This is a genomic window from Thioalkalivibrio sp. ALRh (assembly GCF_000381425.1).
Lineage (GTDB): Bacteria > Pseudomonadota > Gammaproteobacteria > Ectothiorhodospirales > Ectothiorhodospiraceae > Thioalkalivibrio.
In genome coordinates this window covers 965,076-990,985 of sequence record NZ_KB906519.1, presented here as the reverse complement: position 1 = coordinate 990,985, position 25,910 = coordinate 965,076, and the positions used below count along the sequence as shown (strand labels likewise).

Annotated in this window: 21 protein-coding genes; 13 read left to right on the top strand and 8 right to left on the bottom strand. The window is 65.9% G+C overall.

The features are described 5' to 3' along the window. Nucleotides 1-74 precede the first annotated feature (74 nt). The 5 genes from F791_RS0104745 to F791_RS0104725 all read left to right on the top strand — a co-directional run bounded on the left by F791_RS0104745 (nt 75) and on the right by F791_RS0104725 (nt 6,091). Nucleotides 75-1,463 (top strand): pitrilysin family protein, encoded by a 1,389-nt coding sequence (locus tag F791_RS0104745; protein WP_018994507.1) that lies wholly within the window; start codon nt 75-77, stop codon nt 1,461-1,463. Continuing rightward, on the top strand, nt 1,463-2,797 hold the full coding sequence (locus F791_RS0104740; RefSeq protein WP_018138230.1) for a pitrilysin family protein: 1,335 nt from the start codon (nt 1,463-1,465) through the stop codon (nt 2,795-2,797). Before F791_RS0104745 ends, F791_RS0104740 begins: the two co-directional genes overlap by 1 nt. Nucleotides 2,798-2,825: 28 nt before the next feature. Next, nucleotides 2,826-3,392, top strand: a complete 567-nt coding sequence (rsmD, locus tag F791_RS0104735; RefSeq protein ID WP_255349322.1) for a 16S rRNA (guanine(966)-N(2))-methyltransferase RsmD — start codon at nt 2,826-2,828, stop codon at nt 3,390-3,392. A 182-nt stretch (nt 3,393-3,574) separates the two neighbouring features. Then, the gene (locus F791_RS0104730; RefSeq protein WP_018994508.1) at nt 3,575-5,200 is read left to right on the top strand and encodes a BCCT family transporter; all 1,626 of its coding nucleotides are present in this window, start codon (nt 3,575-3,577) and stop codon (nt 5,198-5,200) included. A gap of 9 nt (nt 5,201-5,209) precedes the next feature. Continuing rightward, nucleotides 5,210-6,091: an NAD(P)-dependent oxidoreductase gene (locus F791_RS0104725; RefSeq protein ID WP_018175150.1), complete on the top strand. Its 882-nt coding sequence runs from the start codon at nt 5,210-5,212 to the stop codon at nt 6,089-6,091. A gap of 4 nt (nt 6,092-6,095) precedes the next feature. On the opposite strand, the gene F791_RS0104720 is transcribed toward F791_RS0104725, so the two are convergent. Genes F791_RS0104720 through purH form a run of 3 tightly spaced genes read right to left on the bottom strand, consistent with a single transcriptional unit; the run spans nt 6,096 to nt 11,486 of the window. Next, nucleotides 6,096-8,582: a glycogen/starch/alpha-glucan phosphorylase gene (locus F791_RS0104720; RefSeq protein WP_018649169.1), complete on the bottom strand. Its 2,487-nt coding sequence runs from the start codon at nt 8,580-8,582 to the stop codon at nt 6,096-6,098. A gap of 40 nt (nt 8,583-8,622) precedes the next feature. After that, the gene (gene purD / locus F791_RS0104715) at nt 8,623-9,912 is read right to left on the bottom strand and encodes a phosphoribosylamine--glycine ligase (RefSeq protein WP_018138235.1); all 1,290 of its coding nucleotides are present in this window, start codon (nt 9,910-9,912) and stop codon (nt 8,623-8,625) included. Between the two features lie 8 nt (nt 9,913-9,920). Then, nucleotides 9,921-11,486, bottom strand: coding sequence for a bifunctional phosphoribosylaminoimidazolecarboxamide formyltransferase/IMP cyclohydrolase (gene purH / locus F791_RS0104710; RefSeq protein ID WP_019592259.1), 1,566 nt, complete (start codon nt 11,484-11,486; stop codon nt 9,921-9,923). A gap of 496 nt (nt 11,487-11,982) precedes the next feature. Here purH and F791_RS0104705 point away from each other — a divergent pair, with 496 nt between their 5' ends. Then, nucleotides 11,983-12,801 carry a class I SAM-dependent methyltransferase gene (locus F791_RS0104705; RefSeq protein WP_018175153.1) on the top strand — a complete coding sequence of 273 codons (819 nt, stop codon included), beginning with the start codon at nt 11,983-11,985 and terminating at the stop codon, nt 12,799-12,801. Beyond that, a complete protein-coding gene (locus F791_RS0104700; RefSeq protein ID WP_018175154.1) occupies nt 12,798-13,646 on the top strand; it encodes a methyltransferase domain-containing protein in 849 nt (282 codons plus the stop codon). The genes F791_RS0104705 and F791_RS0104700 overlap by 4 nt, the downstream gene beginning before the upstream one ends. Nucleotides 13,647-13,671: 25 nt before the next feature. On the opposite strand, the gene F791_RS0104695 is transcribed toward F791_RS0104700, so the two are convergent. Further along, nucleotides 13,672-14,412 carry an arginyltransferase gene (locus F791_RS0104695; protein WP_018138239.1) on the bottom strand — a complete coding sequence of 247 codons (741 nt, stop codon included), beginning with the start codon at nt 14,410-14,412 and terminating at the stop codon, nt 13,672-13,674. Between the two features lie 151 nt (nt 14,413-14,563). Between F791_RS0104695 and metH the strand changes: the two genes are divergently transcribed. After that, nucleotides 14,564-18,355 (top strand): methionine synthase, encoded by a 3,792-nt coding sequence (metH, locus tag F791_RS0104690; protein ID WP_019592258.1) that lies wholly within the window; start codon nt 14,564-14,566, stop codon nt 18,353-18,355. 75 nt (nt 18,356-18,430) lie between these two features. Here metH and F791_RS0104685 read toward each other — a convergent pair whose 3' ends face one another. After that, nucleotides 18,431-19,192: a sulfite exporter TauE/SafE family protein gene (locus F791_RS0104685; RefSeq protein WP_019592257.1), complete on the bottom strand. Its 762-nt coding sequence runs from the start codon at nt 19,190-19,192 to the stop codon at nt 18,431-18,433. On the opposite strand from F791_RS0104685, the gene F791_RS0104680 reads away from it, so the two are divergent. After that, complete coding sequence (locus F791_RS0104680; RefSeq protein WP_038056905.1) at nt 19,185-19,841, top strand: DUF4124 domain-containing protein; 657 nt, start codon at nt 19,185-19,187, stop codon at nt 19,839-19,841. The genes F791_RS0104685 and F791_RS0104680 overlap by 8 nt on opposite strands. Before the next feature lie 24 nt (nt 19,842-19,865). Here F791_RS0104680 and argB read toward each other — a convergent pair whose 3' ends face one another. Then, nucleotides 19,866-20,744, bottom strand: a complete 879-nt coding sequence (gene argB / locus F791_RS0104675) for an acetylglutamate kinase (RefSeq protein ID WP_012981600.1) — start codon at nt 20,742-20,744, stop codon at nt 19,866-19,868. Between the two features lie 158 nt (nt 20,745-20,902). Between argB and F791_RS0104670 the strand changes: the two genes are divergently transcribed. Genes F791_RS0104670 through F791_RS0104655 form a run of 4 tightly spaced genes read left to right on the top strand, consistent with a single transcriptional unit; the run spans nt 20,903 to nt 24,127 of the window. Further along, nucleotides 20,903-21,421 (top strand): hypothetical protein, encoded by a 519-nt coding sequence (locus F791_RS0104670; protein ID WP_019592255.1) that lies wholly within the window; start codon nt 20,903-20,905, stop codon nt 21,419-21,421. A 6-nt stretch (nt 21,422-21,427) separates the two neighbouring features. Continuing rightward, complete coding sequence (locus tag F791_RS0104665; protein ID WP_019592254.1) at nt 21,428-22,879, top strand: cbb3-type cytochrome c oxidase subunit I; 1,452 nt, start codon at nt 21,428-21,430, stop codon at nt 22,877-22,879. Continuing rightward, a complete protein-coding gene (locus F791_RS0104660) occupies nt 22,869-23,480 on the top strand; it encodes an SCO family protein (protein ID WP_018175161.1) in 612 nt (203 codons plus the stop codon). The genes F791_RS0104665 and F791_RS0104660 overlap by 11 nt, the downstream gene beginning before the upstream one ends. Continuing rightward, the gene (locus tag F791_RS0104655) at nt 23,480-24,127 is read left to right on the top strand and encodes a hypothetical protein (RefSeq protein WP_019592253.1); all 648 of its coding nucleotides are present in this window, start codon (nt 23,480-23,482) and stop codon (nt 24,125-24,127) included. Before F791_RS0104660 ends, F791_RS0104655 begins: the two co-directional genes overlap by 1 nt. On the opposite strand, the gene F791_RS0104650 is transcribed toward F791_RS0104655, so the two are convergent. Both F791_RS0104650 and F791_RS0104645 read right to left on the bottom strand, forming a co-directional pair. Further along, nucleotides 24,067-24,876, bottom strand: a complete 810-nt coding sequence (locus F791_RS0104650; protein WP_019592252.1) for a gamma-glutamyl-gamma-aminobutyrate hydrolase family protein — start codon at nt 24,874-24,876, stop codon at nt 24,067-24,069. The genes F791_RS0104655 and F791_RS0104650 overlap by 61 nt on opposite strands. Before the next feature lie 10 nt (nt 24,877-24,886). Further along, entirely contained in the window at nt 24,887-25,879 is a 993-nt protein-coding gene (locus F791_RS0104645; RefSeq protein ID WP_019592251.1) for an amidoligase family protein, read from the bottom strand. Nucleotides 25,880-25,910: the final 31 nt, after the last annotated feature.

Below are 25,910 nucleotides of genomic sequence, written 5' to 3'. Positions count from 1 at the left end.
GTAGAAAGTGTTCATGCTAGCACGGGGATCGTATTGCAATGCGTAGAGCAGTGCTCGGAAGTCTCGTTGGATGGATGGCCGTCTGGCTGATCAGTGCCAGTGTCGTGGCCGGGGAACTGGAGATCGAATCGGATGTGGTGGAGGCCACGCTCGACAACGGTCTGACCGTGCTGGTCCTGGAGGACCGGCGCGCACCGGTAGTGGCCAACATGGTCTGGTATCGCGTCGGCTCCGCCGATGAACACAGCGGCATCACCGGTATCTCGCACATGCTGGAACACATGATGTTCCGCGGTTCGGAGAAGTACGAGCCGGGCGAGTTCTCGCGGATCGTTGCGCGCCTGGGCGGGCGCGAGAACGCCTTTACCGGGCGCGACTATACCGGCTACCACCAGGTGATCGGCTCCGACCACTGGGAGACCGTGATGGCCATGGAGGCCGAGCGCATGCGGCACCTGAAGCTGCAGGAAGACGAGTTCCGTCCGGAGCTGCGGGTCGTGCAGGAGGAGCGGCGCCTGCGTGTGGAGGATCAGCCGAATTCTCTGCTGCGCGAGCAGTTGATGGCGACGGCCTTCTTCAACCACCCGTACGGCCAGCCCGTGATCGGCTGGATGACCGACATCGAGGCCTACACCCTGGAAGATCTGCAGGACTGGTATGACCGCTACTACCACCCCAGCAACGCGGTGGTCGTGGTCGTCGGCGATGTCGATGCCGACGAGGTCATCGCGGCCGCCGAGAAGCACTTCGGTGCCATCCCCAGCGGCAGCGTGCCCGAGGCCAAGCCGCGCCGGGAGACCCCGCAGGCCGGGGAGCGCCGGATAACCGTGCAGGCCCCGGCCCAGGTCCCGTTTCTGATGATGGGCTGGAAGACCCCGGTGCTGAATACACTGGACTCGCACGAGGACGCCTACGCCCTGCTGGTGGCCGCCGGGATCCTGGATTCGGGCGAGGCCTCGCGCTTTGCGCGCGAACTGGTCCGGGGGCAGGAGCTGGCGAGCGCCACCTCGGCGCGCTACAGCCCGTTCGCGAGGCTGGACGATCTGTTCATGGTCGCCGCCGTGCCGACCTCGGACACGGATGTCGAGACCCTGGAGCAGGCCCTGCTGGACGAGATCGATCGCCTGGCCGAGGAACCCGTGGATGACCGAGAGCTGGAACGCGTGCAGGCGCGGGTGATCGCCTCGGAGGTCTTTGAACGCGATTCCGTGCGTGCCCAGGCCTTCCAGCTGGGCATGCTCGAGACCGTTGGCGTTGGCTGGCGGGAGAACGATCGTTTCCTGGAGCGGGTACGCGAGGTGACGGCCGAAGATGTCCAGCGCGTGGTGCGCGAGTACCTGGTGCCCGAGCGGCGCACGGTCGGGATCCTCGACCCGCAGCCGATGGATGACGAAGAGGCCCCGGCACCCGGGCCTTACGGCGCCCCGGATCTCGATGGCGGCTATCCGGAGGGGGATCACTAATGCTGCACGCACTCAAGAAACTCTCGCGTCGTTCCCGGTTGGCGGCGCTGGCCCTGGTCCCGCTGACCCTGCTGGTGATGCCGGTGCAGGCGGTGGAGATTGATCGCTGGGAAACCGACGAGGGTCTGCGCGTCCTGTATGTCGAGGCGCCGGACCTGCCGATGGTGGATCTGCGCCTGACCTTCGATGGTGGCGCGGCACGCGATGGTGATCTGCCCGGGCTGGCGATGATGACCTCCCGTGGTCTGCGCCACGGCACCGAGGAGATGGATGCCTCCGAACTGGCCGAACGCTTCGAATCGGTGGGCGCCCGCTTCAGTACCAGCTCCCTGCGGGATATGGCGATCGTCAGCCTGCGCACCCTGACCGAGCCGGACTGGATGGAGACGTCGGTCGGCACCCTGGCCGACGTGCTGTCCGCCCCTGCCTTCCCCGAGGGCGATTTCGAGCGCAGTCGCCGACAGGCCCTGCAGTCCCTGCAGCGCGAGCGCCAGGAACCGGCCGTGGTGGCCAGCCGGCGATTCTACGAACTGATGTATGAAGACCACCCCTATGGCAGCTGGCCGGGTGGTGAGGTCGATACGCTGGAGGCGATCACGCGCGATGATGCCCGGGCCTTCTTCGAGCGTCACTACGCGGCGGGGAACGGCTCGCTGGCGATCACCGGCGGGGTAAGCCGCGAGCAGGCCGAGGAGCTGGCCGCCCGGATCTCGGCCGCGCTGCCCCGTGGCGATGCAGTTGACCCGTTGCCGCCGGTGCCAATGCGCGAGGAGCCGGTGGAGGAGCGCATCGCGTTCCCGTCGGAGCAGGCGCACATCTTTATGGGGGCCCCGGCCCTGCGCCGCGGCGACGAGGCGCACTTCGCCCTGACGCTGGCCAATCATGCCCTGGGCGGGGGCGGATTTACCTCGCGCCTGTTCCAGGAGGTGCGCAGCGCCCGCGGGCTGGCCTACTCGGTGCACAGCCGCTTCCAGCCGATGGCGGTCGAAGGCCCGTTCGTGATCAATATGCAGACGGGCGTGGACCAGACGGACGAGGCCGTGGAGGTCCTGCGCGAGCAGGTCCTGCGCTGGCACGCCGAGGGGGTGGACCCTGAAGAGATGGAGGCCTCGCGCGAGAACGTGATCAACTCGTTCCCCTTGTCGCTGGCCTCCAACAGCGACATCGTCAGCCTGCTCGGCATGATCGGTTTCTACGGACTCTCCGATGACTATCTGGAGCGCTATGTCGAGCGCATGCAAGCGGTGGAGCTGGAGACTATGAACACCCAGCTGGCCGACCGTCTCAACCCCGAGGCCCTGGTCACGGTCATTGTCGGTGGCCAGGAAGACTAGGCGCGGCCCGCCAGGGCGCAGCGCGCGTATCCGCATCATTGGGGGTGCCTGGCGCCGCCAGTGGTTGCCGGTGCCGTCCGTCGGGGGGCTGCGCCCGACCGCGGATGCCCAGCGCGAGACCCTGTTCAACTGGCTGCAGCCGCAGCTGCCGGGGGCGCGAGTGCTGGACCTGTACGCCGGCACGGGTGCCCTGGGGTTCGAGGCCGCCTCGCGGGGCGCGCGTCAAGTCTGGCTGGTCGAGCGCGACGCGCGGGCGGCGGCCCAGCTCGAGGCCAACCGTGAACGCCTGGGGGCCACCCAGGTGCATATCCGGTGTGATGATGTGGCCCGTTTGCTGGGCCAGCCCCCGGAGGGCGGCCCCTTCGATGTCGTGTTTCTCGACCCTCCCTTTGGTCAGGGCCGGGTGGCCCCGACGCTCGCCGCGCTGGCCGCCCAGGGCTGGTTGAGCCTCGGTGCACGCGTCTACGCGGAACTGGAGTCGGAGGTCGACCCGGGCTTCGTGGAGGAGGGGGGGTGGGCGATCGAGCGCGAACGCGTGTGCGGGCAGGCGCGCGGCCTCCTGCTCACACGCAGCGGCGGCGAGGACGACCCGTGAAGTGTTTTGCAGTTTGCCGGGGCATTGGCTACGGTAGGAACGTCGTCCGCCGGCCCTGTTTCGCCGGCTGAGCGCGTCCCCGAACGTTAGGCGCACGGGAAGGCTCGGGATGCAAGGTCCCGAGGTGTGCCCAACACGCCGGTGCGGCGTTTGAACGCAACACAAGAATAGGGGAGCCAAGCATGGAAGAACCGTCTTCAAGCCCGGGGCTGAACCAGACCCGGATCGCCGGCTTCGGCATCATTTGCAGCCCGGTGTTCTGGATCTCCAGTGCCGTGATCGCGGCATTCGTCCTGTTCGGGGCGATCTTCCCGGACACGGCGGAGCGCATCTTCGAGAAGCTGCAGACCGGTATCTCCGAGTATCTCGGCTGGTACTACGTGCTGGTCGTGACGGTCTTCCTGGTCTTTTCCGTGTACCTGATGTTCTCGCGCTACGGGGGCATACGGCTCGGAGACCAGTTCGAGGCGCCGCGTTTCAGCTACGCCGCGTGGTTCGCGATGCTCTTCTCCGCAGGCATGGGGATCGGGCTGCTGTTCTGGAGCATTGCCGAGCCGATGTACCACTACCTGGATCCGCCGCATGCCGATGGCGAGACCAGCGCGGCCGCGGCCGAAGCGATGCGCTACACCTTCTTCCACTGGGGGCTGCATGCCTGGGCGATCTACATCGTCGTTGGGCTGTCGCTGGCCTACTATGCCTACCGGCATAACCTGCCCCTGCTGATTCGCTCCTCGCTTTATCCGTTCATCGGGGACCGCATCTATGGCCCCTGGGGGCACCTGATCGACATCGTGGCCCTGTTCGGGACCATGTTCGGGGTGGCCACCTCGCTGGGCCTCGGGGTCATGCAGATCAACTCGGGTCTGAACTACGTGTTCGGGATCGAGGAATCCACGGCCATGCAGATCATCCTGGTCGCGATCATTACTCTGATCGCAGTGGGCTCGGTCGCCCTCGGGGTAGATCGCGGCATCAAACGGCTTTCCAATTTCAATATCGGGCTGGCGGTGATCCTGCTCGCGCTGTTGCTGATCATGGGGCCGACACTGTTCATCCTGCGCTTGCTGGTGGAGTCGACCGGTGTTTACGTGCAGCACCTGCCCGAGATGAGTCTGTGGGCCGATACCATCGACGAGACTGGCTGGGCCACCGCCTGGACCATCTTCTATTGGGGCTGGTGGATCTCCTGGGCCCCGTATGTCGGCATGTTCATCGCCCGTGTCTCGCGCGGGCGCACGATCCGTGAATTCGTGGCCGGCGTGCTGCTGGCGCCGACGGCCGCTGCCTTCGTCTGGCTTTCGGTGTTCGGCGGTACCGCGATGGGCTACGAGGTGGGTGGCGTGGCCAATATCTCCGGCGCGGTCGAGGAGAGCGTGTCCACCGCGTTGTTCGCGACGATCGAGGCGATGCCGCTCTGGGACTGGCTGGCGGTGCTGGCCATGGCCGCGGCCACGGTGCTGATCGTGACCTTCTTCGTCACCTCCTCGGACTCCGGCTCGCTGGTAATCGACACCCTGGCCTCGGGTGATGTGCGCAACCCGACCGTGACCCAGCGGGTCTACTGGGCAATCCTCGAGGGGGTCGTGGCTTCGATCCTGTTGCTGGCGGGGGGGCTTGCCGCCCTGCAGGCGGCGGCGATCAGCGTCGGCCTGCCGTTCTCGGTGGTGATGCTCGTGATGGTGGTCGGGCTGTGGAAGAGCCTGCATTCCACCGAGGCCGTGACGCCCACCAAGTACCAGAAAGAGGCGCCACCGCCGCATACCCTGCTGGGGTATACGGAGGACCTGGACGACAAGATCAAGTAGGAGGTCACTATGGCTGCGTCCCGCGTGGCGCTGCTGGGCTGCGGGCTCATGGGGCAACCCATGGGCCTGCGTCTTTTGCGCGCCGGTTTTTCCGTCGAGGCCTACAACCGCACCCCGGAGCGTGCCAGCGACCTGGCCAGCGAGGGGGTAACGGTACACACCGAGCCGGCGGCGGCCGTCGCCGGAGCCGATACCCTGGTGCTGATGCTCTCGGATGCCGCCGCGATCCAGGCGGTGCTGAGGGCGTTGCCGGAAGGCGCGCTGAACGGGCGTTGCGTGATCCAGATGGCGACGATCCTGCCGGCCGAGAGCCGCCAGCTGGCCGAGCACCTGCGCCGCTCTGGGGCCTGTTATGTCGAGGCGCCAGTACTGGGGTCGATCCCGGAAGCGCGCGAGGGCCGCTTGCTGGTCATGGCCGGCGCCGATACGGAGGCGGATTTCGATCGCGCGCGTCCGGTCCTCGCGGCGCTGGGCGAGAACCCGCGGCATGTCGGTCCGGTGGGGCAGGGCGCGGCCCTGAAGCTCGCATTCAACCAGCTGATCGCCAGTCTGACCGCCGCCTTTTCCCTGAGCCTGGGGCTGGTCCGCCGTGAAGGGGCGAACGTTGATACCTTCATGGATATCCTGCGCGAGTCGGCGCTGTATGCGCCGACCTTCGACAAGAAGCTCGACAAGATGCTCTCCGGTGACTTCGGTACGGCGAACTTCCCGGTCAAGCACCTGCTGAAGGACGTGCGCCTGGCCGAGCGCGCCGCAGAGGACGCGCAACTGATCGGCCCGTGGCTCCCACTGCTGGCGGAGCTACTGGAGCAGGCGCAGGATCGCGGGCTGGCGAACGCCGACTACTCCGCGATCTACAGCGCGATCGCCCCCGAGCCCTCGGCACACTGACCCGTCAAGCGGCCCCGTTGGTCTTGGAGGGGGCAACCGGCTCCGGGGTGACGTCCCAGATCTGGTTGGCGTAGTCGCGCACCGTGCGGTCGATGGAGAAAAAGCCCATGCGAGCGACATTGTGGATCGCCGCCTCGGCCCAGGCGGCCGGGTCCGCGTACAGGGCATCGGCCCGATCACAGGCCTCCGCGTAGGCCGAGTAGTCGGCCAGTACGAAGAACGGATCGTCTTCGCGCAGGTAGCGCCCCAGTTCGCGGTGGGTATCCGCGTCGTTGCAGGTAAAGAACCCCGACTCGATCATGTCCACCGCGGCTGCCAGGTCGGGTGTGCGCTTCAGGATGGCGGATGGTTGTTCGCCACGGGCGCGGTGCTCGACCACTTCTTCGGCGGTCATCCCGAAGATGAAGACGTTCTCGTCGCCAACCGCATCGCGGATCTCGATGTTGGCGCCATCCAGCGTGCCGATGGTCAGGGCCCCGTTCAGCGCCAGTTTCATGTTGCCGGTGCCGGAGGCCTCGAAGCCGGCGGTGGAGATCTGCTCGGAGATGTCCGCGGCCGGGATGATGATGCTGGCGGAGCTGACCTCGTAGTTCGGGAAGAACACGCACTTCAGGCGATCGCCAACGGCCGGGTCGTGGTTCACGATGTCGGCCACCTCGTTGATCACCTGGATGATCGCCTTGGCGCGGGCGTAGCCCGGTGCGGCCTTGCCGCCGAACAGCACTACGCGCGGCGGGATGTCTTCGCCGGCGCGGATGCGACGGTAGAGGTCCACTACGTGCAGCAGCTTCAGCAGCTGGCGCTTGTACTCGTGGATGCGCTTCACCTGAACGTCAAACAGCACGTCCGGGTTCAGCTCCACGCCGGTGCGTTCGCGCACCAGGTCCGCGAGCCGGGCCTTGTTGGCGCGCTTCACCGCCATGAATTCGCGCTGCAATTCCGGATCGGTGGCGTAGGGTTCCAGTGCGCGCAGGCGCTCCAGGTCGTATTGCCAGTCGTTGCCGATACGTCGGCCCAGGAGCTCGGTCAGGGCCGGGTTGGACTGGATCATCCACAGCCGTGGCGTCACGCCGTTGGTTACGTTGACGAAGCGTTCCGGCCAGAGCTCAAAGAACTCCTCGAACAGGGTCTCCTGCAGCAGGCGCGTATGCAGTGCGGCGACGCCATTGATGTGGTGCGAGCCGACCACCGCCAGGTGCGCCATGCGGACCCGGCGCTCGCCTTCCTCGTCGATGATCGACAGGCGCGCCAGGCGGTCGTTGTCCCCCGGGTAGCGATGCCGGACCTCTTCCAGGAACTCGTGGTTGATCTGGTAGATGATGCCCATGTGGCGCGGCAGCACGTGCTGCATCAGCGGGACCGACCAGGTTTCCAGCGCCTCGGGCATCAGGGTGTGGTTGGTATAGGCAAAGGTCCGCCGGGTCAGATCCCAGGCGCGATCCCAGGGCACTTCGTGGTGGTCGACCAGCAGCCGCATCAGTTCGGCCACGGCGATCGCGGGGTGGGTGTCGTTCAGCTGGATCGCGGCCTTGTCCGGCAGGGCGTCCAGCGGGTAGCCCAGCCCCAGGTGGCGTTCGAGGGCGTCCTGCAGCGAGGCAGAAACAAAGAAGTACTCCTGCTTCAGGCGCAGTTCCTTGCCGATCGCGGTGGCGTCGTTCGGGTACAGCACCATGGAGATGGTCTCGGACTCGTTCTTGTCCGCGACCGCCCGGATGTAATCCCCTTCGTTGAAGTAGCGCAGGTCGAAGTCGCGGGTCGCCTTGGCGGCCCACAGGCGCAGGTTGTTCACGTTGCGTCGCCCGTAGCCCGCGGTCGGATAGTCGTAGGCCATGGCCAGGACTTCCTCGCCGTCTTCCCAGGTGTAACGGGTCTCGCCGTTCGGATGATGGTGCTCGACCACGTAGCCGTAGAAGTGGATCGAGTACTTGCGATCCGAGCGCGGGAACTCCCAGGGGTTGCCGTAACGCAGCCAGTTGTCCGGGTGTTCGACCTGGCGGTGGGGCTCGAACTCCTGGCGGAACATGCCGTACTCGTAGCGGATGCCATAGCCATAGCCGGGATAGCCCTGGGTGGCCAGTGACTCCAGGATGCAGGCCGCGAGTCGACCGAGGCCGCCGTTGCCCAGAGCCGCGTCGTCCTCGAGATCCACGATCTGGTCGAGATCCACGCCGAGGTCACTCATTGCCTGGCGCGCCTCGTCGAGGATGCCCATGTTGCGCAGATTCGCCTCGAGCATGCGCCCGATCAGGTACTCCATCGACAGGTAGTAGACGCGCTTGACGTCTTCTTCGGCGAACTGGCGGCGGGTCAGCAGGCGGCGTTCCACCATGCGCTCGCGGATGGCGAAGGCCAGGGCCTCGAGCCAGTCGCGGTGGGTGGCTTTGCGCGGGTCTTCACCCACCACGCGGACGATGGCATCGCGAATCGATTGCCGCAGGCCCTCCACGTCATTGGGGAGGTGAGGCAGGTGCGTTACTTCGGGGGCGGCCATTCGGCGGTCTCCAGAATAGGGTGTGGGCCGCCGCCCGGGATCATCCCTCGCGAGCGACGGCGCGATAGCCGATATCTGTCCGGCAGTATATATCCTCGAAGTGGATCCGGTGCACGGCCTCGTAGGCCTTTTTTTGGGCGGATCTCACGTCCCTTCCAAGGCCCACGACGCAAAGCACGCGGCCCCCGGCGGTCACGACCGCGCCATCTTCGCGCGTTGCGGTCCCGGCATGAAATACGTAGGCCTCGGGGTCATTCTCCACCGCTTCGAGCCCGGTGATCGCGTCGCCCTTGCGGTAGGCGCCCGGGTATCCTCCGGCGGCCAGTACCACGCCGAGGGCGACGCGGGCATCCCAGTGTGCTTCGATCTGGTCCAGGCGCCCGTCCAGCGCGGCCTCGACCAGATCGGTCAGGTCCGACTCCAGGCGACTCAGGATCGGCTGGGTCTCCGGGTCGCCGAAGCGGCAGTTGAACTCCAGCACCTTCGGATTGCCCTCGGCGTCGATCATCACGCCGGCATAGAGAAAGCCGCTATAGCGTTCGCCATCGGCGGCCATACCGCGCACGGTCGGTTCGATGACCTCGCGCAGGATACGCGCGTGCAGCGCGTCTGTGACCACCGGGGCCGGCGAGTAGGCGCCCATGCCGCCGGTGTTCGGCCCCTGGTCTCCATCGTCGCGTGCCTTGTGGTCCTGTGAGGAGGCCAGCGGCAGCACATGCTCGCCGTCCACCATGCAGATGAAGCTGGCCTCCTCGCCGCGCAGGAATTCCTCGATCACCACACGATGACCCGCTTCGCCAAAGGCGTTGCCGGCCAGCATGTCGCGCACCGCTGCGCAGGCCTCGTCCTCGGTCTGCGCGAGGATCACGCCCTTGCCGGCGGCCAGCCCGTCGGCCTTGACCACGATCGGGGCCCCGTGGGTCTTGATGAAGTCCAGCGCGGCCGCCTCGTCCTCGAAGCTGCCGTAGGCGGCGGTGGGGATGCCGTGGCGCTGCATGAAGTCCTTGGCGAAGCTCTTGGAGCCCTCGAGCTGCGCGGCCTTCGCCGTCGGGCCGAAGCAGCGCCGGCCCGCGGCGCGGAAGGCATCCACCACGCCGGCAACCAGCGGCGCCTCCGGGCCGACTACCGTGAATGCAATGTCTTCGCGCTCGGCCAGGGCCAGCAGGCCATCGATGTCGGTGACGTCCACCGCGTGGTTCTCGCACTTGTCCGTGCGCGCGGTGCCGGCATTGCCGGGGGCGACCAGCACGCGCTGTACGCGCGAGGACTGGGCCAGTTTCCAGGCCAGGGCATGCTCGCGGCCGCCGTTCCCAATAACGAGTACGTTCATCACGGACCTCAGTGGCGGAAGTGGCGCATGCCGGTGAACAGCATCGCGATGTCGTGTTCGTTGGCGGCGGCGATTACCTCATCGTCGCGCATCGAGCCGCCTGGCTGGATCACGGCGGTGATGCCGGCCTCGGCGGCTGCGTCGATGCCGTCGCGGAATGGGAAGAAGGCGTCCGAGGCCATCACCGAACCGGCGACCTGCAGGCCCTCGTCCGCCGCCTTGATGCCTGCGATCCGCGCGGAATAGACCCGGCTCATCTGGCCGGCGCCAACCCCGATGGTCTGTTCGTCACGCGCATAGACGATGGCATTCGATTTCACGTACTTCGCGACCTGCCAGGCGAAGCACAGGTCCCGGGTCTCCTGCTCGGAAGGGGCCCGCGCGGTCACGGTCTTCAGTTCCACATCCGCGAGCGAGCCGCGGTCGGCATCCTGCACCAGCAGCCCGCCCCCAATGCGCTTGTAGTCGAGGCCCGGGGCCGTGGCGGCCGGCGGGATCTCCAGTACCCGGACGTTCTTCTTGGTGGCGAGGGCGCGCAGCGCGCCCGGGGTGATTTCCGGGGCGATCACGACCTCCACGAACTGGCGGCTGACGATCGCGTGTGCGGTATCGCCATCCAGCGGGCGGTTGAAGGCGATGATGCCGCCGAAGGCCGAGGTGGGGTCGGTCTGGAAGGCGCGTTCGTAGGCCATCAGCTGGGTCGGGGCGACGGCCACGCCGCAGGGGTTCGCGTGTTTCACGATCACGCAGGCCCCGGCCTCGAACTGGCGCACGCATTCCCAGGCGGCGTCGGCATCGGCCAGGTTGTTGTAGGACAGGGACTTGCCCTGGTGCTGGCGGTAGCTGGCCAGCGAGCCGGGTGCCGGCGCGGGATCGCGATAGAACGCGGCGCGCTGGTGCGGGTTCTCGCCGTAGCGCAGCGCCTCGACACGTTCGAAGGTCGCATTGAGTTGACCCGGGAAGGGTTCCGCCTCGCCATTCTCGTCCAGCGCCGAGAGGTAGTTGCTGATCGCCGCGTCATAGCGGGCGACATGGTCGAAGGCCGCCACCGACAGGCGAAAGCGCAGGTGCGCCGGGACCTCGCCGTGCTCGGTCAGGCTGTCCACGATGGCGCCGTACTGCTCCGGGCTGGTGGCGACGGCCACGTCGCGATAGTTCTTGGCCGCCGCGCGCAGCATCGCCGGCCCGCCGATGTCGATGTTTTCGATCGCCTCCTCCAGTGTGCAGCCGGGCCGCGCGACCGTCGCCTCGAACGGATAGAGGTTCACGACCAGCAGGTCGATCGGCGGGATCTCCTGCTCGGCCATCACGTCGGCGTCGATATCGCGCCGCCCGAGCAGCCCGCCGTGGATGCGCGGGTGCAGGGTCTTCACCCGGCCATCCATGATTTCGGGGAAGCCTGTGTGCTGCGAGACTTCGGTCACCGGCAGGCCTTCCTCGGCCAGCAGGCGGGCGGTGCCGCCGGTGGACAGGAGTTCGACGCCCCGTTCGTGCAGGGCGCGCGCGAGCTCCGCTACGCCGGTCTTTTCGGATACGGATAACAGGGCGCGGCGGACGGGGCGGCTGGCGGTCATTCGGGGGCCTCTGGGAAAGGATCAAAAGCCCCCATTATAGCGAAGCTCGTCAGGAGGGGTGGTCCGTGTTCGAGGCCCCCGTGGCGGCCGTTCGCTCGTACTTTTGCGCAAAACAACTTGTAATTTTTGTGCAAAACCTTCAGGGTATTAAAACGATTTCGGAACCAAATCGCCCGCGACCCGACGCGTTGCGAGGCGCCGTTACCGTTTCCCCGAACCAGGCGGGTGGGCCCGCCAGACCACGGTTCGGCATCTGGGCCCGATTGCCCTTCCGGATGCGAGGGAAAACCGGCCTAGGCCGGCCGCAGGCGCTGCCCGACAACGCGCTTGCGGGAGAGGACGCCTGATCGCCGGGCGCAGTCAGCCCGGTCCGGATCATCGTCGATGTGCCGCCCGAGCGAGGTGCGCGACGGCGTCCGGTGGGCTTGGTTCCGGCGGTCCGGCCGAAGGTCGGCTGGACCGCGTGAATAACGCAGTACAGCCAAGAGGAATCAGCATGTCCGCGAACATCAAGAATGATCAGGATTTCGGCGAGAAGCCGACCGAACGTCGCGATACCGAGAACTATCTCAACGAATACACCACCGGTTTTGTCGACAAGTGGGACGACCTGATCGATTGGGATAACCGTGCCAAGAGCGAAGGCACCTTCTTCATCGAAGAGCTGAAAAAGCGTGGCGCCAAACGCGTGCTGGATGTGGCGGCCGGGACCGGCTTCCATTCTGTGCAGCTGCGTGAGGCCGGTTTCGATGTGGTGACCGCCGATGGTGCCCCGGAGATGCTGGCCAAGGCCTTCGAAAACGGTCGCAAGCGGGGTCACATCCTGCGCACCGTGCAGGCCGACTGGCGCATGCTGAATCGCGACATCTACGGCCGCTACGACGCGGTGGTCTGCCTGGGTAACTCCTTTACCCACCTGTTCAACGAACACGACCGCCGCAAGGCCCTGGCCGAGTTCTACTCCGCCCTGAACCACGATGGCGTGCTGATCCTCGATCAGCGCAACTACGACACCATCATGGATCACGGCTACTCGTCCAAGCATACGTACTACTACTGCGGCGACGACGTTCAGGTGCAGCCGGCGCATGTGGATGAGGGGCTGGCCCGCTTCCAGTACCGCTTCCCGGATGGCTCCGAGTACTTCCTGAACATGTTCCCGCTGCGCAAGGCCTATGTGCGTCGCCTGATGCGCGAGGTCGGCTTCCAGCAGATCGAGACCTACGGCGATTTCCAGGAAACCTACCGCGAGACGGATCCGGACTTCTTCATTCACGTCGCCGACAAGCGTTACATCGAGGACGAGAACCGATGAGCAACCAGTATTCCGACGTCGTCGAGACGGCGCGCGACTACTACAACAGCGAAGACGCCGATACCTTCTACAAGCTGGTGTGGGGTGGCGAAGACCTGCACATCGGCATGTACGAGTACCAGGGTGAGCCGATCGGTGACGCCAGCCGGCGCACCGTCGCCCATATGTCCGACCTGCTCGGCGAGCCGCAGCCGGAATGGCGCGTGCTCGACATGGGTGCCGGGTATGGCGGCGTGGCCCGCTACCTGGTCGAGAACTACGGCTGTGACGTGACCGCGCTCAATCTCTCCGAGAAGGAGAACGAGCGTGATCGCGAGATCAACAAGGCGCGTCATCTCGACCACAAGATCACCGTGGTCGACGGCTCCTTCGAGAAGGTCGACGAGCCGGATGCCTCCTACGATGTCGTCTGGTCGGAGGACTCGTTCCTGCACAGCCAGAACGACAAGAAAAAGGAAGTGATCAAGGAGGCCGCGCGCGTGTTGAAGCCGGGTGGCTGGCTGATCTTCACCGATCCGATGCAGACCGACAACTGCCCGGATGGCGTGCTCGATCCGATCCTGGCCCGCATCCACCTCGACTCGCTGGCCAGCCCCTCGCTTTATCGCGAGGCGGCCAAGGAAGCGGGGCTCTACGAGGTCAGCTTCGAGGAGCACTCCAACCAGATCGCGACGCATTATGGTCGTGTGAAGCAGGAACTGGAGTCGCGCGAAGAGGAGCTGCGTGGCTATATCTCCCAGGACTACATCGACCGCATGAAGCAGGGTCTGCAGCACTGGGTGGATGGCGGCCAGTCGGGTTATCTGACCTGGGGCATCTTCCGCTTCCGCAAGCCGGCCGAGTAAGTCGACCGGGGAGGGCTGGCGGCCGCTACGGGTGGGTCGTCAGCCGCTTCCAGACCCCGTTCACCCGGCCCTCGATGGGCCGGAATCGGGTCTTGTAGGCCATCTTCGGGGCCTGGTCGATCCAGTACCCGAGATAGACATGCGGCAGGCGCTGCCGCCGGGCATGCGCGATCTGCGTAAGCACGGCGAGGGTGCCCAGGCCGCGATCCGGGGTCTCCGGATCGAAAAAGCTGTACATGGCCGACAGCCCCTGTGGGGTGCGGTCGGTGAGCGCAACGGCCACCAGCTCGTGGTCCCGGCGGAATTCGAGGATATCCACCGGACCGTTGCGGTGGCTAAGCATGCCCGCGTAATCGTCGCGCCCCATGCGTTCCATGCCGCCGCCGGTATGGCGGTGGGCGAGATAGCGTGAGAACAGCGGCATGTGCTCGTCGAGATCCGCGCAGGGCGTATGCCCGGGCTGGTCCGGAGGGCGCGTAATTGTGACCGCGAGATCATGATTGCGTTTCAGGCAGCGGCGCTGACTGCGGCTGGGTGCGAAATCCGCAACCGGGATCCGCACCGGAACGCAGGCCGAGCACGTCGGGCAGTGGTGGCGATAGACGAACTGGCCGCTGCGGCGAAAGCCCTCGGCGAGCAGTTGCCCATAGCGCGCCCCGCCCAGGCTGACCGCGGGGTCGACCAGCAGGCTCTGCATCTCGCGGTCGTCCAGATAGGGACAGGCCTGTGGGGCCGTGACAAACCAACGGATCGGGTGCTCCTGCATACGGCTATCGTGACACGACTCGCGACGGGCGCAAAAGAGGAGACCGGGCCCGTACATCAATATCCGGAACACCGCCCCAAAGGCGGGTTCCCGCCGGGCCTGGACGCCCGGCCATGACCATGAATCCATTCAACACAATGGTGTACCGCACATGACGGCAACGCGAAACGACATCGAGAAAGCGCTGAAAGAGCGCATCCTGATTCTGGACGGCGGGATGGGCACGACCATCCAGCTGTACAAGCTGGAGGAGGCCGACTACCGCGGCGAGCGCTTCAAGGACTGGGAGTCCGATCTGAAGGGCAACAACGACCTGCTGTCGCTGACCCGTCCGGACATCATCGAGCAGATCCACAACGACTATCTCGAGGCCGGCGCCGACATCATCGAGGCCAACACCTTCAACGGTACCCGCATCGCGATGGCGGACTACCACATGGAGGACCTGGTCCCCGAGCTGAACCGCGAATCCGCGAAGCTCGCGCGCAAGGCCGCTGATGCCTGGACGGAGAAGACCCCGGACAAGCCGCGCTTTGTCGCCGGCATCCTCGGGCCGACCAACCGCACCGCGTCGATCTCGCCGGACGTGAACGACCCGGGTGCGCGTAACGTCGACTTCGACACCCTGGTCGATTCCTACAAGGAGGCTGCCGAGGCCCTGGTCGAGGGCGGCGTGGACCTGCTGCTGATCGAGACGGTGTTCGACACCCTGAACGCCAAGGCCGCGATCTTTGCGGTGAAGACCCTGGAAGACGAGCTCGGGAAGGAACTCCCGATCATGATCTCCGGGACGATCACCGACGCCTCCGGCCGTACTCTGTCCGGGCAGACCACCGAGGCCTTCTGGAACTCGGTGCGTCACGCGAACCCGGTCTCCATCGGCCTGAACTGCGCGCTGGGCGCGAAGGAAATGCGCCAGTACGTGGAAGAGCTGTCGCGCATCGCCGACACCCACGTGTCCGCGCACCCCAACGCCGGTCTGCCGAACGAGTTCGGTGACTACGACGAATCCCCGGAGCAGATGGCCGCGGACGTCGGCCCCTGGGCCGAGCAGGGCCTGCTGAACATCATCGGCGGCTGCTGCGGCACGCTGCCGGAGCACATCCGCGCGATGCGCGAGGCGGTGGAGAAATTCCCGCCGCGCAAGGTACCGGAGATCGCCCCGGCCTGCCGCCTGTCCGGCCTCGAGCCGTGCAACATCACCGACGACTCGCTGTTCGTGAACGTCGGCGAGCGCACCAACGTGACCGGCTCGCGCAAGTTCCTGCGCCTGATCCAGAACGAGGAATACGACGTCGCGCTGGAAGTCGCGCTGAACCAGGTCGAGGGCGGCGCCCAGATCATCGACATCAACATGGACGAGGGGATGCTGGAGTCGCAGGACGCGATGGTCCGCTTCCTGAATCTCTTGGCTGGTGAGCCGGACATCGCCCGCGTGCCGGTGATGATCGACTCCTCCAAGTTCGAGATCATCGAGGCCGGCCTGAAGTGTGTGCAGGGCAAGGCGGTGGTCAACTCGATCTCCATGAAGGAGGGCGAGGAGAACTTCATCAAGCAGGCCCAGCTGTGCCGTCGCTACGGCGCCGCGATCGTGGTCATGGCCTTCGACGAGGACGGCCAGGCCGACAACGAGCAGCGCCGCGTCGAGATCTGCACCCGTGCCTACAAGCTGCTGACCGAGAAGGTCGGCTTCCCGGCCGAGGACATCATCTTCGACCCGAACATCTTCGCGGTCGCGACTGGCATCGAGGAACACAACAACTACGGCGTGGACTTCATCGAGGCCACCCGCCGCATCAAGCAGGACCTGCCGCATGCGCTGGTCTCCGGTGGCGTGTCCAACGTGTCGTTCTCCTTCCGCGGCAACGAGCCGGTGCGCGAGGCGATCCATGCGGTGTTCCTGTACCACGCCATCAAGGCGGGCATGGACATGGGGATCGTCAATGCCGGCCAGCTGGCGGTCTACGACGACATCGACGAGAAGCTGAAGGAAGCGGTCGAGGACGTGGTCCTGAACCGTCGCGACGATGCGACCGAGCGGCTGCTTGACCTGTCCGAGGAGTACAAGGGCCAGGGCGGCGGCAAGAAGGAAGAGAACCTCGAGTGGCGCGAGTGGGAAGTCACCAAGCGCCTCGAGCACTCCCTGGTCAAGGGTATCGACACCTACGTGGTGGACGACACCGAAGAGGCCCGCCAGGCCTATGACCGCCCGATCCAGGTGATCGAAGGTCCGCTGATGGACGGAATGAACGTGGTCGGCGACCTGTTCGGCGAGGGCAAGATGTTCCTGCCGCAGGTGGTCAAGTCCGCGCGCGTGATGAAGAAGGCCGTGGCCCACCTGATCCCGTACATCGAGGCCGAGAAGACCGGCACCGAGAACAACGGCAAGATCCTGATGGCCACGGTGAAGGGCGACGTTCACGACATCGGCAAGAACATCGTCGGCGTCGTGCTGCAGTGCAACAACTTCGAGGTCATCGACATCGGGGTGATGCAGCCGGGCGCCGAGATCCTGAAGGCCGCCAAGGAGCACAATGTCGACGTGATCGGCCTGTCCGGCCTGATCACCCCGTCGCTGGAGGAGATGGCCAACTTCGCCGCCGATCTCGAGCGCGAAGGCATGAGCACGCCGCTGATGATCGGCGGTGCCACCACCTCGCGCGCCCACACCGCGGTCAAGATCGAGCCGAACTACTCCGGCCCGGTGGTCTGGGTGAAGGACGCCTCGCGTGCGGTGGGTGTGGCCCAGAGCCTGATCAGCCCCGAGCTGCGCGAGAAGTACGCCGCCGACATCCGCGAGGAGTACGAAAAGCTGCGCGTGCAGAACGCCGGGCGCAAGAAGAAGACCCAGTGGGTCACCCTGGAGAAGGCGCGTTCCAACAAGCCGCAGATCGACTGGTCGAGCTACACCCCGACCAAGCCGAAGGCGCTGGAGACCGACAAGCTGCCGGGCGAGCCGAAGCTGCTGCACCCGCATGGCGACGGCTCCGTACTGCTGCGCTTCGATGACTTCGACCTGAACGAGGTGAAGAACTTCATCGACTGGACGCCGTTCTTCCACTCCTGGCAGCTGCACGCCGCCTACCCGCGCATCCTCGATGACGAGAAGGTGGGCGAAGAGGCGCGCAAGCTGTTCAAGGATGGCCAGGAGATGCTCGATCGCATGATCGAGGAGAAGTGGGTCACCCTGCGTGGTGTGGTCGGCTTCTTCCCGGCGAACACCGTCAATGACGACGACATCGAGGTCTACACCGACGAGAGCCGCTCGAAGGTGCTGAAGAAGCTGCACCACCTGCGTCAGCAGACCGAGAAGCGCCGTGGTCAGCCGAGCCACTCGCTGGCCGACTTCCTGATGCCGAAGGAGGCCGGTGGCCCGGACTACCTGGGTGCGTTTGCGGTCAGCGCCGGTGGCGCCGTCGACGCGAAGGCCGAAGAATACGAGAAGGCCAACGACGACTATCACGCGATCCTCGTGAAGAGCCTGGCGGACCGCCTGGCCGAGGCCTTTGCCGAGTGCATGCACCAGTACGTGCGCAAGCACTACTGGGGCTATGTCCCGGACGAGGCGCTGCCGAACGAGGACCTGATCGAGGAGAAGTACCAGGGCATTCGCCCGGCCCCGGGCTACCCGGCCTGCCCCGAGCATACCGAGAAGGGCACGCTTTGGGAGCTTCTGCAGCCCGAAGAGCACGCGGACATGACGCTCACCGAGAGCTACGCGATGCTGCCGGTCTCGGCCGTGTCCGGCTGGTACTTCGCCCATCCGGAGTCGCGCTACTTCGGTCTGGGCAAGGTCAACCGCGACCAGGTCGAGGACTACGCCAAGCGCAAGGGCATGTCGTTCGAAGATGCCGAGCGCTGGCTCGCGCCGAACATCGGCTACGACGACAGCGACGAGGCCAAGGCGGAAGCCAAGGCCGAGCGCGAGGCCCGGTCGGCCTGATCGGCTACAAGATGTGTCGCTAATCGAAGCCCCGCCTCGTGCGGGGCTTCTTTTTGTTCGCGTTTTCTCCCGTGATCAGGGTACCGGGGCCAGTAGCGCGATCCCGGTCAGCACGGTCACCACCTCGAACGTCCGCTTGACCAGTCGATTGCCGTAGCGGTGGGCCAGGGCCGCCCCCAGATAGCCGCCAATGAAACTGCCGACCAGCAGCGCCGGCAGCCAATCCCACTGGACGGTGCCGAAGGTGCCGAGCAACAGGGCCCCGGCGCCATTCCAGACCAGCCCCACCAGTACCATGGTGTACCCGACCGCCTGGGTGTAGCTCATCCCGTACCAGCTCACCAGCCAGAGCGTCACCATCAGTCCGGTGCCGGAGGCCAGCGAGCCGTTCAGGATGCCGATGATGAATAGCCCCAGTGCGCCGATCACCGCGTGCTTCAGGGTCTTGTCGGTCTCGCGCACGGCCTGGCCCAGCTGCGGCCGGCGCCAGGAGTACCAGCCAAGGGCGATCGTCAGCAGGCCCAGGGCGATCTCGCCGGCCCGCGGGGGGATCCCCAATACCAGCCAGGCACCGATCAGCACCCCGGGAAGACCGGCCGCAAGAATGACGGCTAGGCGCGCCGGTTCGAATGTGCTTTGCTTGAGGTGCCGCAGACTGGCCCCGGCGCCCAGCGCAACGGTGGCGATCTTGTGTGTGGCCAGGGCAACGGGATAGGGGAGTCCCAGAAAAATGAGGACCGGCAACTGCAACAGGCCGGCCCCGCCGCCTGCGAGGGCGGAGAAACCATTCGCCAGGATGGCGATGAAGAGCAGGCCGAGGTGTTCGAGTATGGTCATGTCAGGGGGCAGAAAGCGCGGTTCCGTGTGGTGGCGCGGCGTCTTGTGGGGGCTGCTGCCGTTGGTGCTGGCGCTGCCGGCGCACGCGGATATTTATCGTTGGGTCGATGATGACGGCACCGTGCACTATTCGAACAGCCCGCAGCCCGAGGCCAGCCAGCGCGAGCGCCGCGTGTTTGATTCCCACGGCCTGATGCGGGAGATCATACCCGCTCCCCCTACCGCAGAGGAGCGTGAACAGGCCCGGGCCGAACAGGAACAGGCGCAGCAGGAGCTGGAGGCCGCGCGCCAGGCGCGGGCCGACCAGGCGGCGCGGGAGCGTCAGCTGCGTCAGGCCTACGAGAATCTGGACGAGATCGAAGAGCTGCGCGCGCGCCGTGTGGCAGCCATTGGTGGGGATATCGCGCGTTCCGAGGCGCAGGAGATCACGCTCCTGCGCGAGCGCGAACGTATTCGTCGTCAGTATGAATCCAGCGAGTCGGCGTCGGCGCGCGCACGGTTCGAGGTCCAGCTCGAGGATCTGGAGGCGCGTATCGACCGCGAGCGTGCCTACCGTCGCGGGCAGGAAGATCGCCTCGCCGCCATCCAGCAGCGGCTGGACTTGGATCGCGACGACTATCAGCGCCTGGTCGTCAACGGCGAAGGCTAGAAACGCCCTAAAACGCCCGTGGGTCTAGCGGCTGATCAGGGTGCCCACGCCCTCGTCGGTCAGAAGCTCCAGCAGCACCGCGTGTTCCACCCGGCCATCGACGATATGCGTGGCGTTGACGCCGCTGCGCACCGCATCCAGCGCGCAGCGGATCTTCGGGATCATCCCGCCGTGGATCGTCCCGTCGCGGATCATCTCGTCGACCTGCGGGGCCGACAGCTTGGGCAGTAGTTCCCCGTTGCCGTCCAGCACACCCGGGGTGTTGGTCAGCAGGAACAGCTTCTCCGCATCCAGCACCACCGCGAGCTTTTCGGCCGCCGTGTCGGCATTGATGTTGTAGGCCTTGCCGTCGCGGTCGAAGCCGATCGGCGCGATCACCGGGATGAAGTCGCTCTCGTCCAGGGTATGCACGATCGCCGGATCTACCCCTTCGACCTCGCCAACATGGCCCAGGTCTACGGTCGGCTGCCCCTCGGAGGCGCCGTAGTCGCGCAGCGGGTTTGCACGGATCATCTGGCCATCCTTGCCGGTCAGGCCCACCGCGCGCCCGCCGAAGCGGTTGATCAGCGAGACGATCTCCTGATTCACGATCCCGCCGAGCACCATCTGCACCACGTCCATGGTCTCGCGGTCGGTTACGCGCAGACCGTTCACGAACTCTGTCTGCTTGCCCAGCCGTTCCAGCAGCTGGCCAATCTGCGGCCCCCCGCCATGCACTACCACCGGATTCACGCCCACTTGCTTGAGTAGCACGATGTCGCGTGCGAACGAGGCCTTCAGGTGGTCCTCGGTCATGGCGTTGCCGCCGTACTTGATCACGATCGTCTTGCCCGCGAAGCGCTGGATATAGGGCAGCGCCTCGATCAGGACATGGGCTACGGAATGGGCCGTCTGGGTATCCATGGCGTTTCGGTGGTCCGCAATAGGGGGCGCAGTTTACCACTGCCAATCGCCTTTCGTGCGGCCACCGCCATTAACATGTATAGCATATACATCGCTTGACGATTCAGTGGCGCCCCGGTATAAAGCTGCATTGTATCTATAACAAAAGGGAGCTTGCGATGCTGCAATCCGTCTCGTTGTTGCTGACGATCCTGCTGGTTGTCCCGGTTACGGCCGTCTTCCTCTGGGCCGCCTTTTCGCGGCCGACCCCGGTCGATGCCGGTGAGCTGGCGGCCCGTTCCTATCGCCTGCGTGACTGGAGCTTCTGGGTTCTGCTGGCCGTGGTCACGCCGGTGTTTCTCTACACCCTGACCTTGATGCCCTACGGCGCCGACGCGGAGGCCGAAGGGGTTCAGACGGTCAACGTGACCGGCCACATGTGGCGCTGGGAGCTGTCGCAGGACGAATTTCGCGTCGGTGAGCCGGTGCAGTTCCGCGTCACCAGCCAGGACGTAAACCACGGGTTCGCCATCTACGACGAGGACATGACCCTGCTGACCCAGACTCAGGCGATGCCGGGCTACACGAACATCCTCGAGTACACCTTCGAGCAGCCGGGTACCTACCAGGTCCTGTGCCTTGAATATTGCGGCGTCGCGCATCACGCGATGGTCGCTGAACTCACCGTCACGGAGTAAACGGTCATGAGTGATACGACGATGGAACCGGCCGTGCCGCGCGGCGCACGCAACGCGGTGATTACCTATCTGGCGACCACGGTGGTCGTGCTGTTGCTGATGATGGTCTTTGGGCTGCTGATGCGTCTGGAACAGGCGGGCATGGACCTGATGGGAGCCGCCGGCTTCTACCAGGTCCTGACGGCGCATGGCGCGGGCATGGTCGGGGCGGTGGCCCTCGGTTCGAGCGCGGTGATGTGGTATTTCCTGCGTCGTCATGTGGCGTTGTCCACCGGCGTGTTCCTGCTCAATCTGGCGCTGTTCCTGCTGGGTGCCGTCCTGATCCTGGGCGGCATCTTCATTGGCGGCTTTGCCGGCGCCTGGACCTTCCTCTACCCGCTGCCGCAGACCCCGATGGGCCTGTGGACGCAGGCCGCCGCGGCGTCGTTCTTCCTCGGGCTGCTGGCAATCGGCGTCGGCTTCTTGCTGCTGTACATCGATATCGCGCGGGCGCTGATCACGAACTATGGCGGGCTGGGCCGCTCGCTCGGTCTTCCGCAGCTGTTCGGTCGGGCGGGTGATCCGCCGCCGCCCGCGGTGGTGGCCAGCACCATGGTGCTGATCGTGAACACCCTCGGCATCGTGGCAGGCGCGGCGATTCTGAGCATGAGCCTGATCAACCTCTACCAGCCGGGGTTCGAGATTGATTCGTTGTGGGCGAAGAACCTGACCTACTTCTTCGGCCACGTGTTCATCAACGCCACGATCTACATGGCGGTCATCGGGGTCTACGAAATCCTGCCCCGTTACACCGGGCGTCCCTGGAAGGTGTCGCGGGTGTTCCTGGCGGCATGGGCGGCTTCTACCGTGATGGTGCTGCTGGTCTACCCGCACCACCTGCTGATGGACTTCTCGCAGCCGACCTCGCTGCACGTGCTGGGGCAGGTGATCTCCTACACGAGTGGTCTGCCGGTACTGCTGGTGACGGCCTGGGGTGCGCTGACCAACGTCTACCGCTCCGGTATCCGCTGGGATATCGCCTCCGGGTTCGTCTTCCTCGGTGTGTTCGGCTGGGCGGCCGGCGTGATCCCGGCCATCATCGACGCGACCATCGTGGTCAACACGGTGATGCACAACACCCTCTGGGTCCCGGGCCACTTCCACTTCTATCTGCTGCTGGGTGTGGTCGCGATGATGTTCGGCTTCATGGCGTGGCTGACCCGTTCGCAGGCGGAGGGGGATGGCTTCTTCGACCGGTTGGGGTTCTGGACCTTTACCGGTGGCGGCCTGGCCCTGGTGGCCGTGTTCCTCTACAGCGGCGCGTCCAGTGTGCCGCGACGTTTCGCCGAGCATCTGCCCGAATGGGCGGCCTATGCCCAGCTGGGTTCGGTTGCCGCGGCTCTGGTGATCCTTGGAACGCTGTTGCTGGCGTTGCGTTTCTTCCTCGGACTGAAGCGGGTGGCGAACAATGTGGCGTAATGCGATCTACGGGCTGACCATCATCGCCCTCGGGCTGGGTGGTTTTACCACCCTGTCCCTGGCCACCGACGGCTTTCGTGCGTTTACTGCGGAGGAGGCGCGCCGTCTCGCCGCCCGCGAGAATCCGGCGCCGGTGCCTGCGATGACGCTGGAGGATGCGCGGGGTGGGGAGTTGGACCTGGCCGAGCTGGGCGATCGGTATGTGGTACTGGATTTCATCTACACCGGCTGCCACCACGCCTGCACCACGCTGGGGGCAAGCTTCCACCGCATCCAGGAGGCGCTGCCGGAGGATGTGTTGGGCGAGCGCGTAGCCTTGCTCAGCATCACCTTCGATCTCGAGAACGACGATGCCGCGCGCCTGCTCGAGTATGGCGAGCGCTTCTCGGCTAACCCCGAGGCCTGGCATCTCGCACGCCCGAAAACCCGAGAGGACCTGGATCGCCTACTGCGCCACTTCCAGGTGGTGGTGATCCCGGACGGCGAGGACTTCGTGCACAACGGTGCCATTTACGTGGTGGAGCCAGACGCACGCGTGGCCGGGATTCACGACATCGATGCGGTGGACGACGTGCTGGCCTACCTGGAGCCGCGTTGGTGATGCGGCCGTCCACCGTCTGGGCGGGGCCGGCATTGATGGCACTACTCGTCCTGACGCCGCTGCGGCCCTGGCTGGAGGCCAGCCTGATCGGACACATGCTGGTGCAGATCCCGCTGCTGGTGCTGGCGGGTGCGCTGATCGCCCGGTCGCTGCCGGAGGCCTGGCGCATCCGGGCTGCGCGCCTGGATGCGTACGGGGTGCTGGGACTGCTTCTGGCGCTGTTCGTTGTTGTCTACTGGCTGTTGCCCCGCAATCTGGATGCGGCCGTACTCGAGGCCGGAGCCGGCTGGATGAAGATCGTGACACTCGTGCTGCTGGCCGGGATACCGCTGGGGTTGACGGCACACCGGCTCCCATTACTGGTGCGGGGCGTGCTGTGGGTCAAGGGTACGGCCATGTTCTTCGTGATGGGCTGGCTCTACCGCGAGGCCCCGGACAGGCTGTGCAATGCGTATCTCCTGGGCGAGCAGTTGATGCTGGGCAACATCATGCTGGGGCTGGGGGCGATCAGCCTCATCGCGATCCTGGCGCTGCTGTTGCTGGGGCCGCCAGAGCGGCACCGGCGGGTGGCCGCTGAGGGTGTCGGTCAGCGTCGCGAGGTGGCGATTTCCTTCGCTGCCGCCACCAGCGCCCGGAACAGGCGCTGATGGCGGCGTTTTTGCGGCAGGTATTCGGGGTGCCACTGTACGCCGATACACCAGCCGTGTTCGGCCTCGATCGCCTGGACGACACCTGTCTCCTCGCGTCCGACGATGCGCATCCCCTGGCCCAGTTGGTCCACCGCCTGATTGTGCAGCGCGTTCACATGGATCGTGCCCGTGCCCAGTATCTCGGCCAGATGGCTGCGGCTGTCGAGCATGACCGGCTTGACCGGCAGCAGGCTGCGCGCCTGCGGAGTCTCGACATAGAACTCCGCCAGATCCTGCTGTAGCGTCCCGCCGCGCACCACGTTGATCAGCTGCATCCCGCGGCAGATGCCCAGTACCGGGCGGTGCTCGTCCAGCGCGCGATGGATCAATGCCTTTTCCAGTCGGTCACGCTCCACGTCCAGTACGCCGCCGTGCGACTGGAACAGCCGCCGCAGCAGCCAGAGCGCGGGATAGAACAGGTACCCGATCAGTCGTTGCGACAGGCGGCGTTCCGCGCCGCGAATGGCCTCCGGGTTCGGGCCCTGAGGCAGCGATTCCCCATACAGCTCGGGATCGACATCCGCACCGCCCCCGACCACCAGCGCGTCGAACGATCGATGGGGGCGCGGCTTGCCGGGGCGTACGCGCAGGGGGCGCCCGCCGGCGCGCCAGACGGCCAGCGCGGTGAACAGCCAGGCGGGCCCTCCGCCCTGGTCGGGGCCGGTGATCGCGACCACCGGACGCCGCGCCGGCCCGGCGTTGCTCATGGTGTCGTATTCAGAACCAACCACGCAGCTTCCTGGCCCAGTCGTCGGCCCAGCGGCCCAGTGCCTGGGTGGGACGTTCCAGGTATTCACGGCTCATCCGCTGCAGGCGTTCCCGGTCCGCGGCGAGCCGTTCCACTTCGACCCACCCGTTAAAGGGGTGGGCCAGACTCCATTTGGGGTCGTCGATCTCGCAGTTGGGCAGGCGATAGTGGAACGCAGGCCGGGCCTTGACCAGTTCGTGTTCTACCGGGGCCGCGTCGATCCGTTCCTGGTCCAGTTCGGCAAACAGCGGCAGCATGTCCAGTGGACGATTGCGGGTGGTGTTGTGCGCGAGGTAATGGTCGATCAGTTCCCCCCGATCCGCCTGGAAATCCGGGTTCAGCGTCTCGCGGACGAAGGTGCCGGGGAACGCGCGGATATAGGGCGACAGGCGTCTGGCCAGGTCGATCTCGCCCGCGTTCGTCAGCATCTCGTACAGCAGCAGGAAGGCCCGCAGGACATCGAGGATCCAGGCGGCATCGGTGCTGTGGACCTCGATATTGAGCTGCAGCCCGAACGCGTAGAGCAGCGAGCGCTCCGTCCCCAGGGCACCGGCTTCCTGCAGAGTGGCACGTACGCGGTCCAGGCGGGGGAGCGCCGAGGCCGGTATCGGTGGTGCGACGATCTCGTGTGGTACCAGGCGGCCGGCGGCATCGGCCAGCCAGCGATCCAGCGCGGCCTCGTCGGTGTCGTCGAGCTCGATGCCCAGCCGCCGTAGGTGGCTGCGATAGGCCCGGTCCTTCAGTACCCGGGCATCCAGCTCCACCTGGAAATCACCCTGGTCCGTATCGCAGACCCGGGCGACGAACGGGCTGTCACAGTGGACCTGCCCCCCGAACTCGGCGCGGATGGCCTCGGCCATGCGTTCGAGCGAGACGCCGGCCATCTCGATCTCCACGCCCACCTTTCGGGGTGACCCTTCCGGGTTGTCTGGCCAGGGCAGATCGTGAAAGCGCTCGGGCATCAGGAATGTCCTTGGGAAGGTGCCGCGTCAT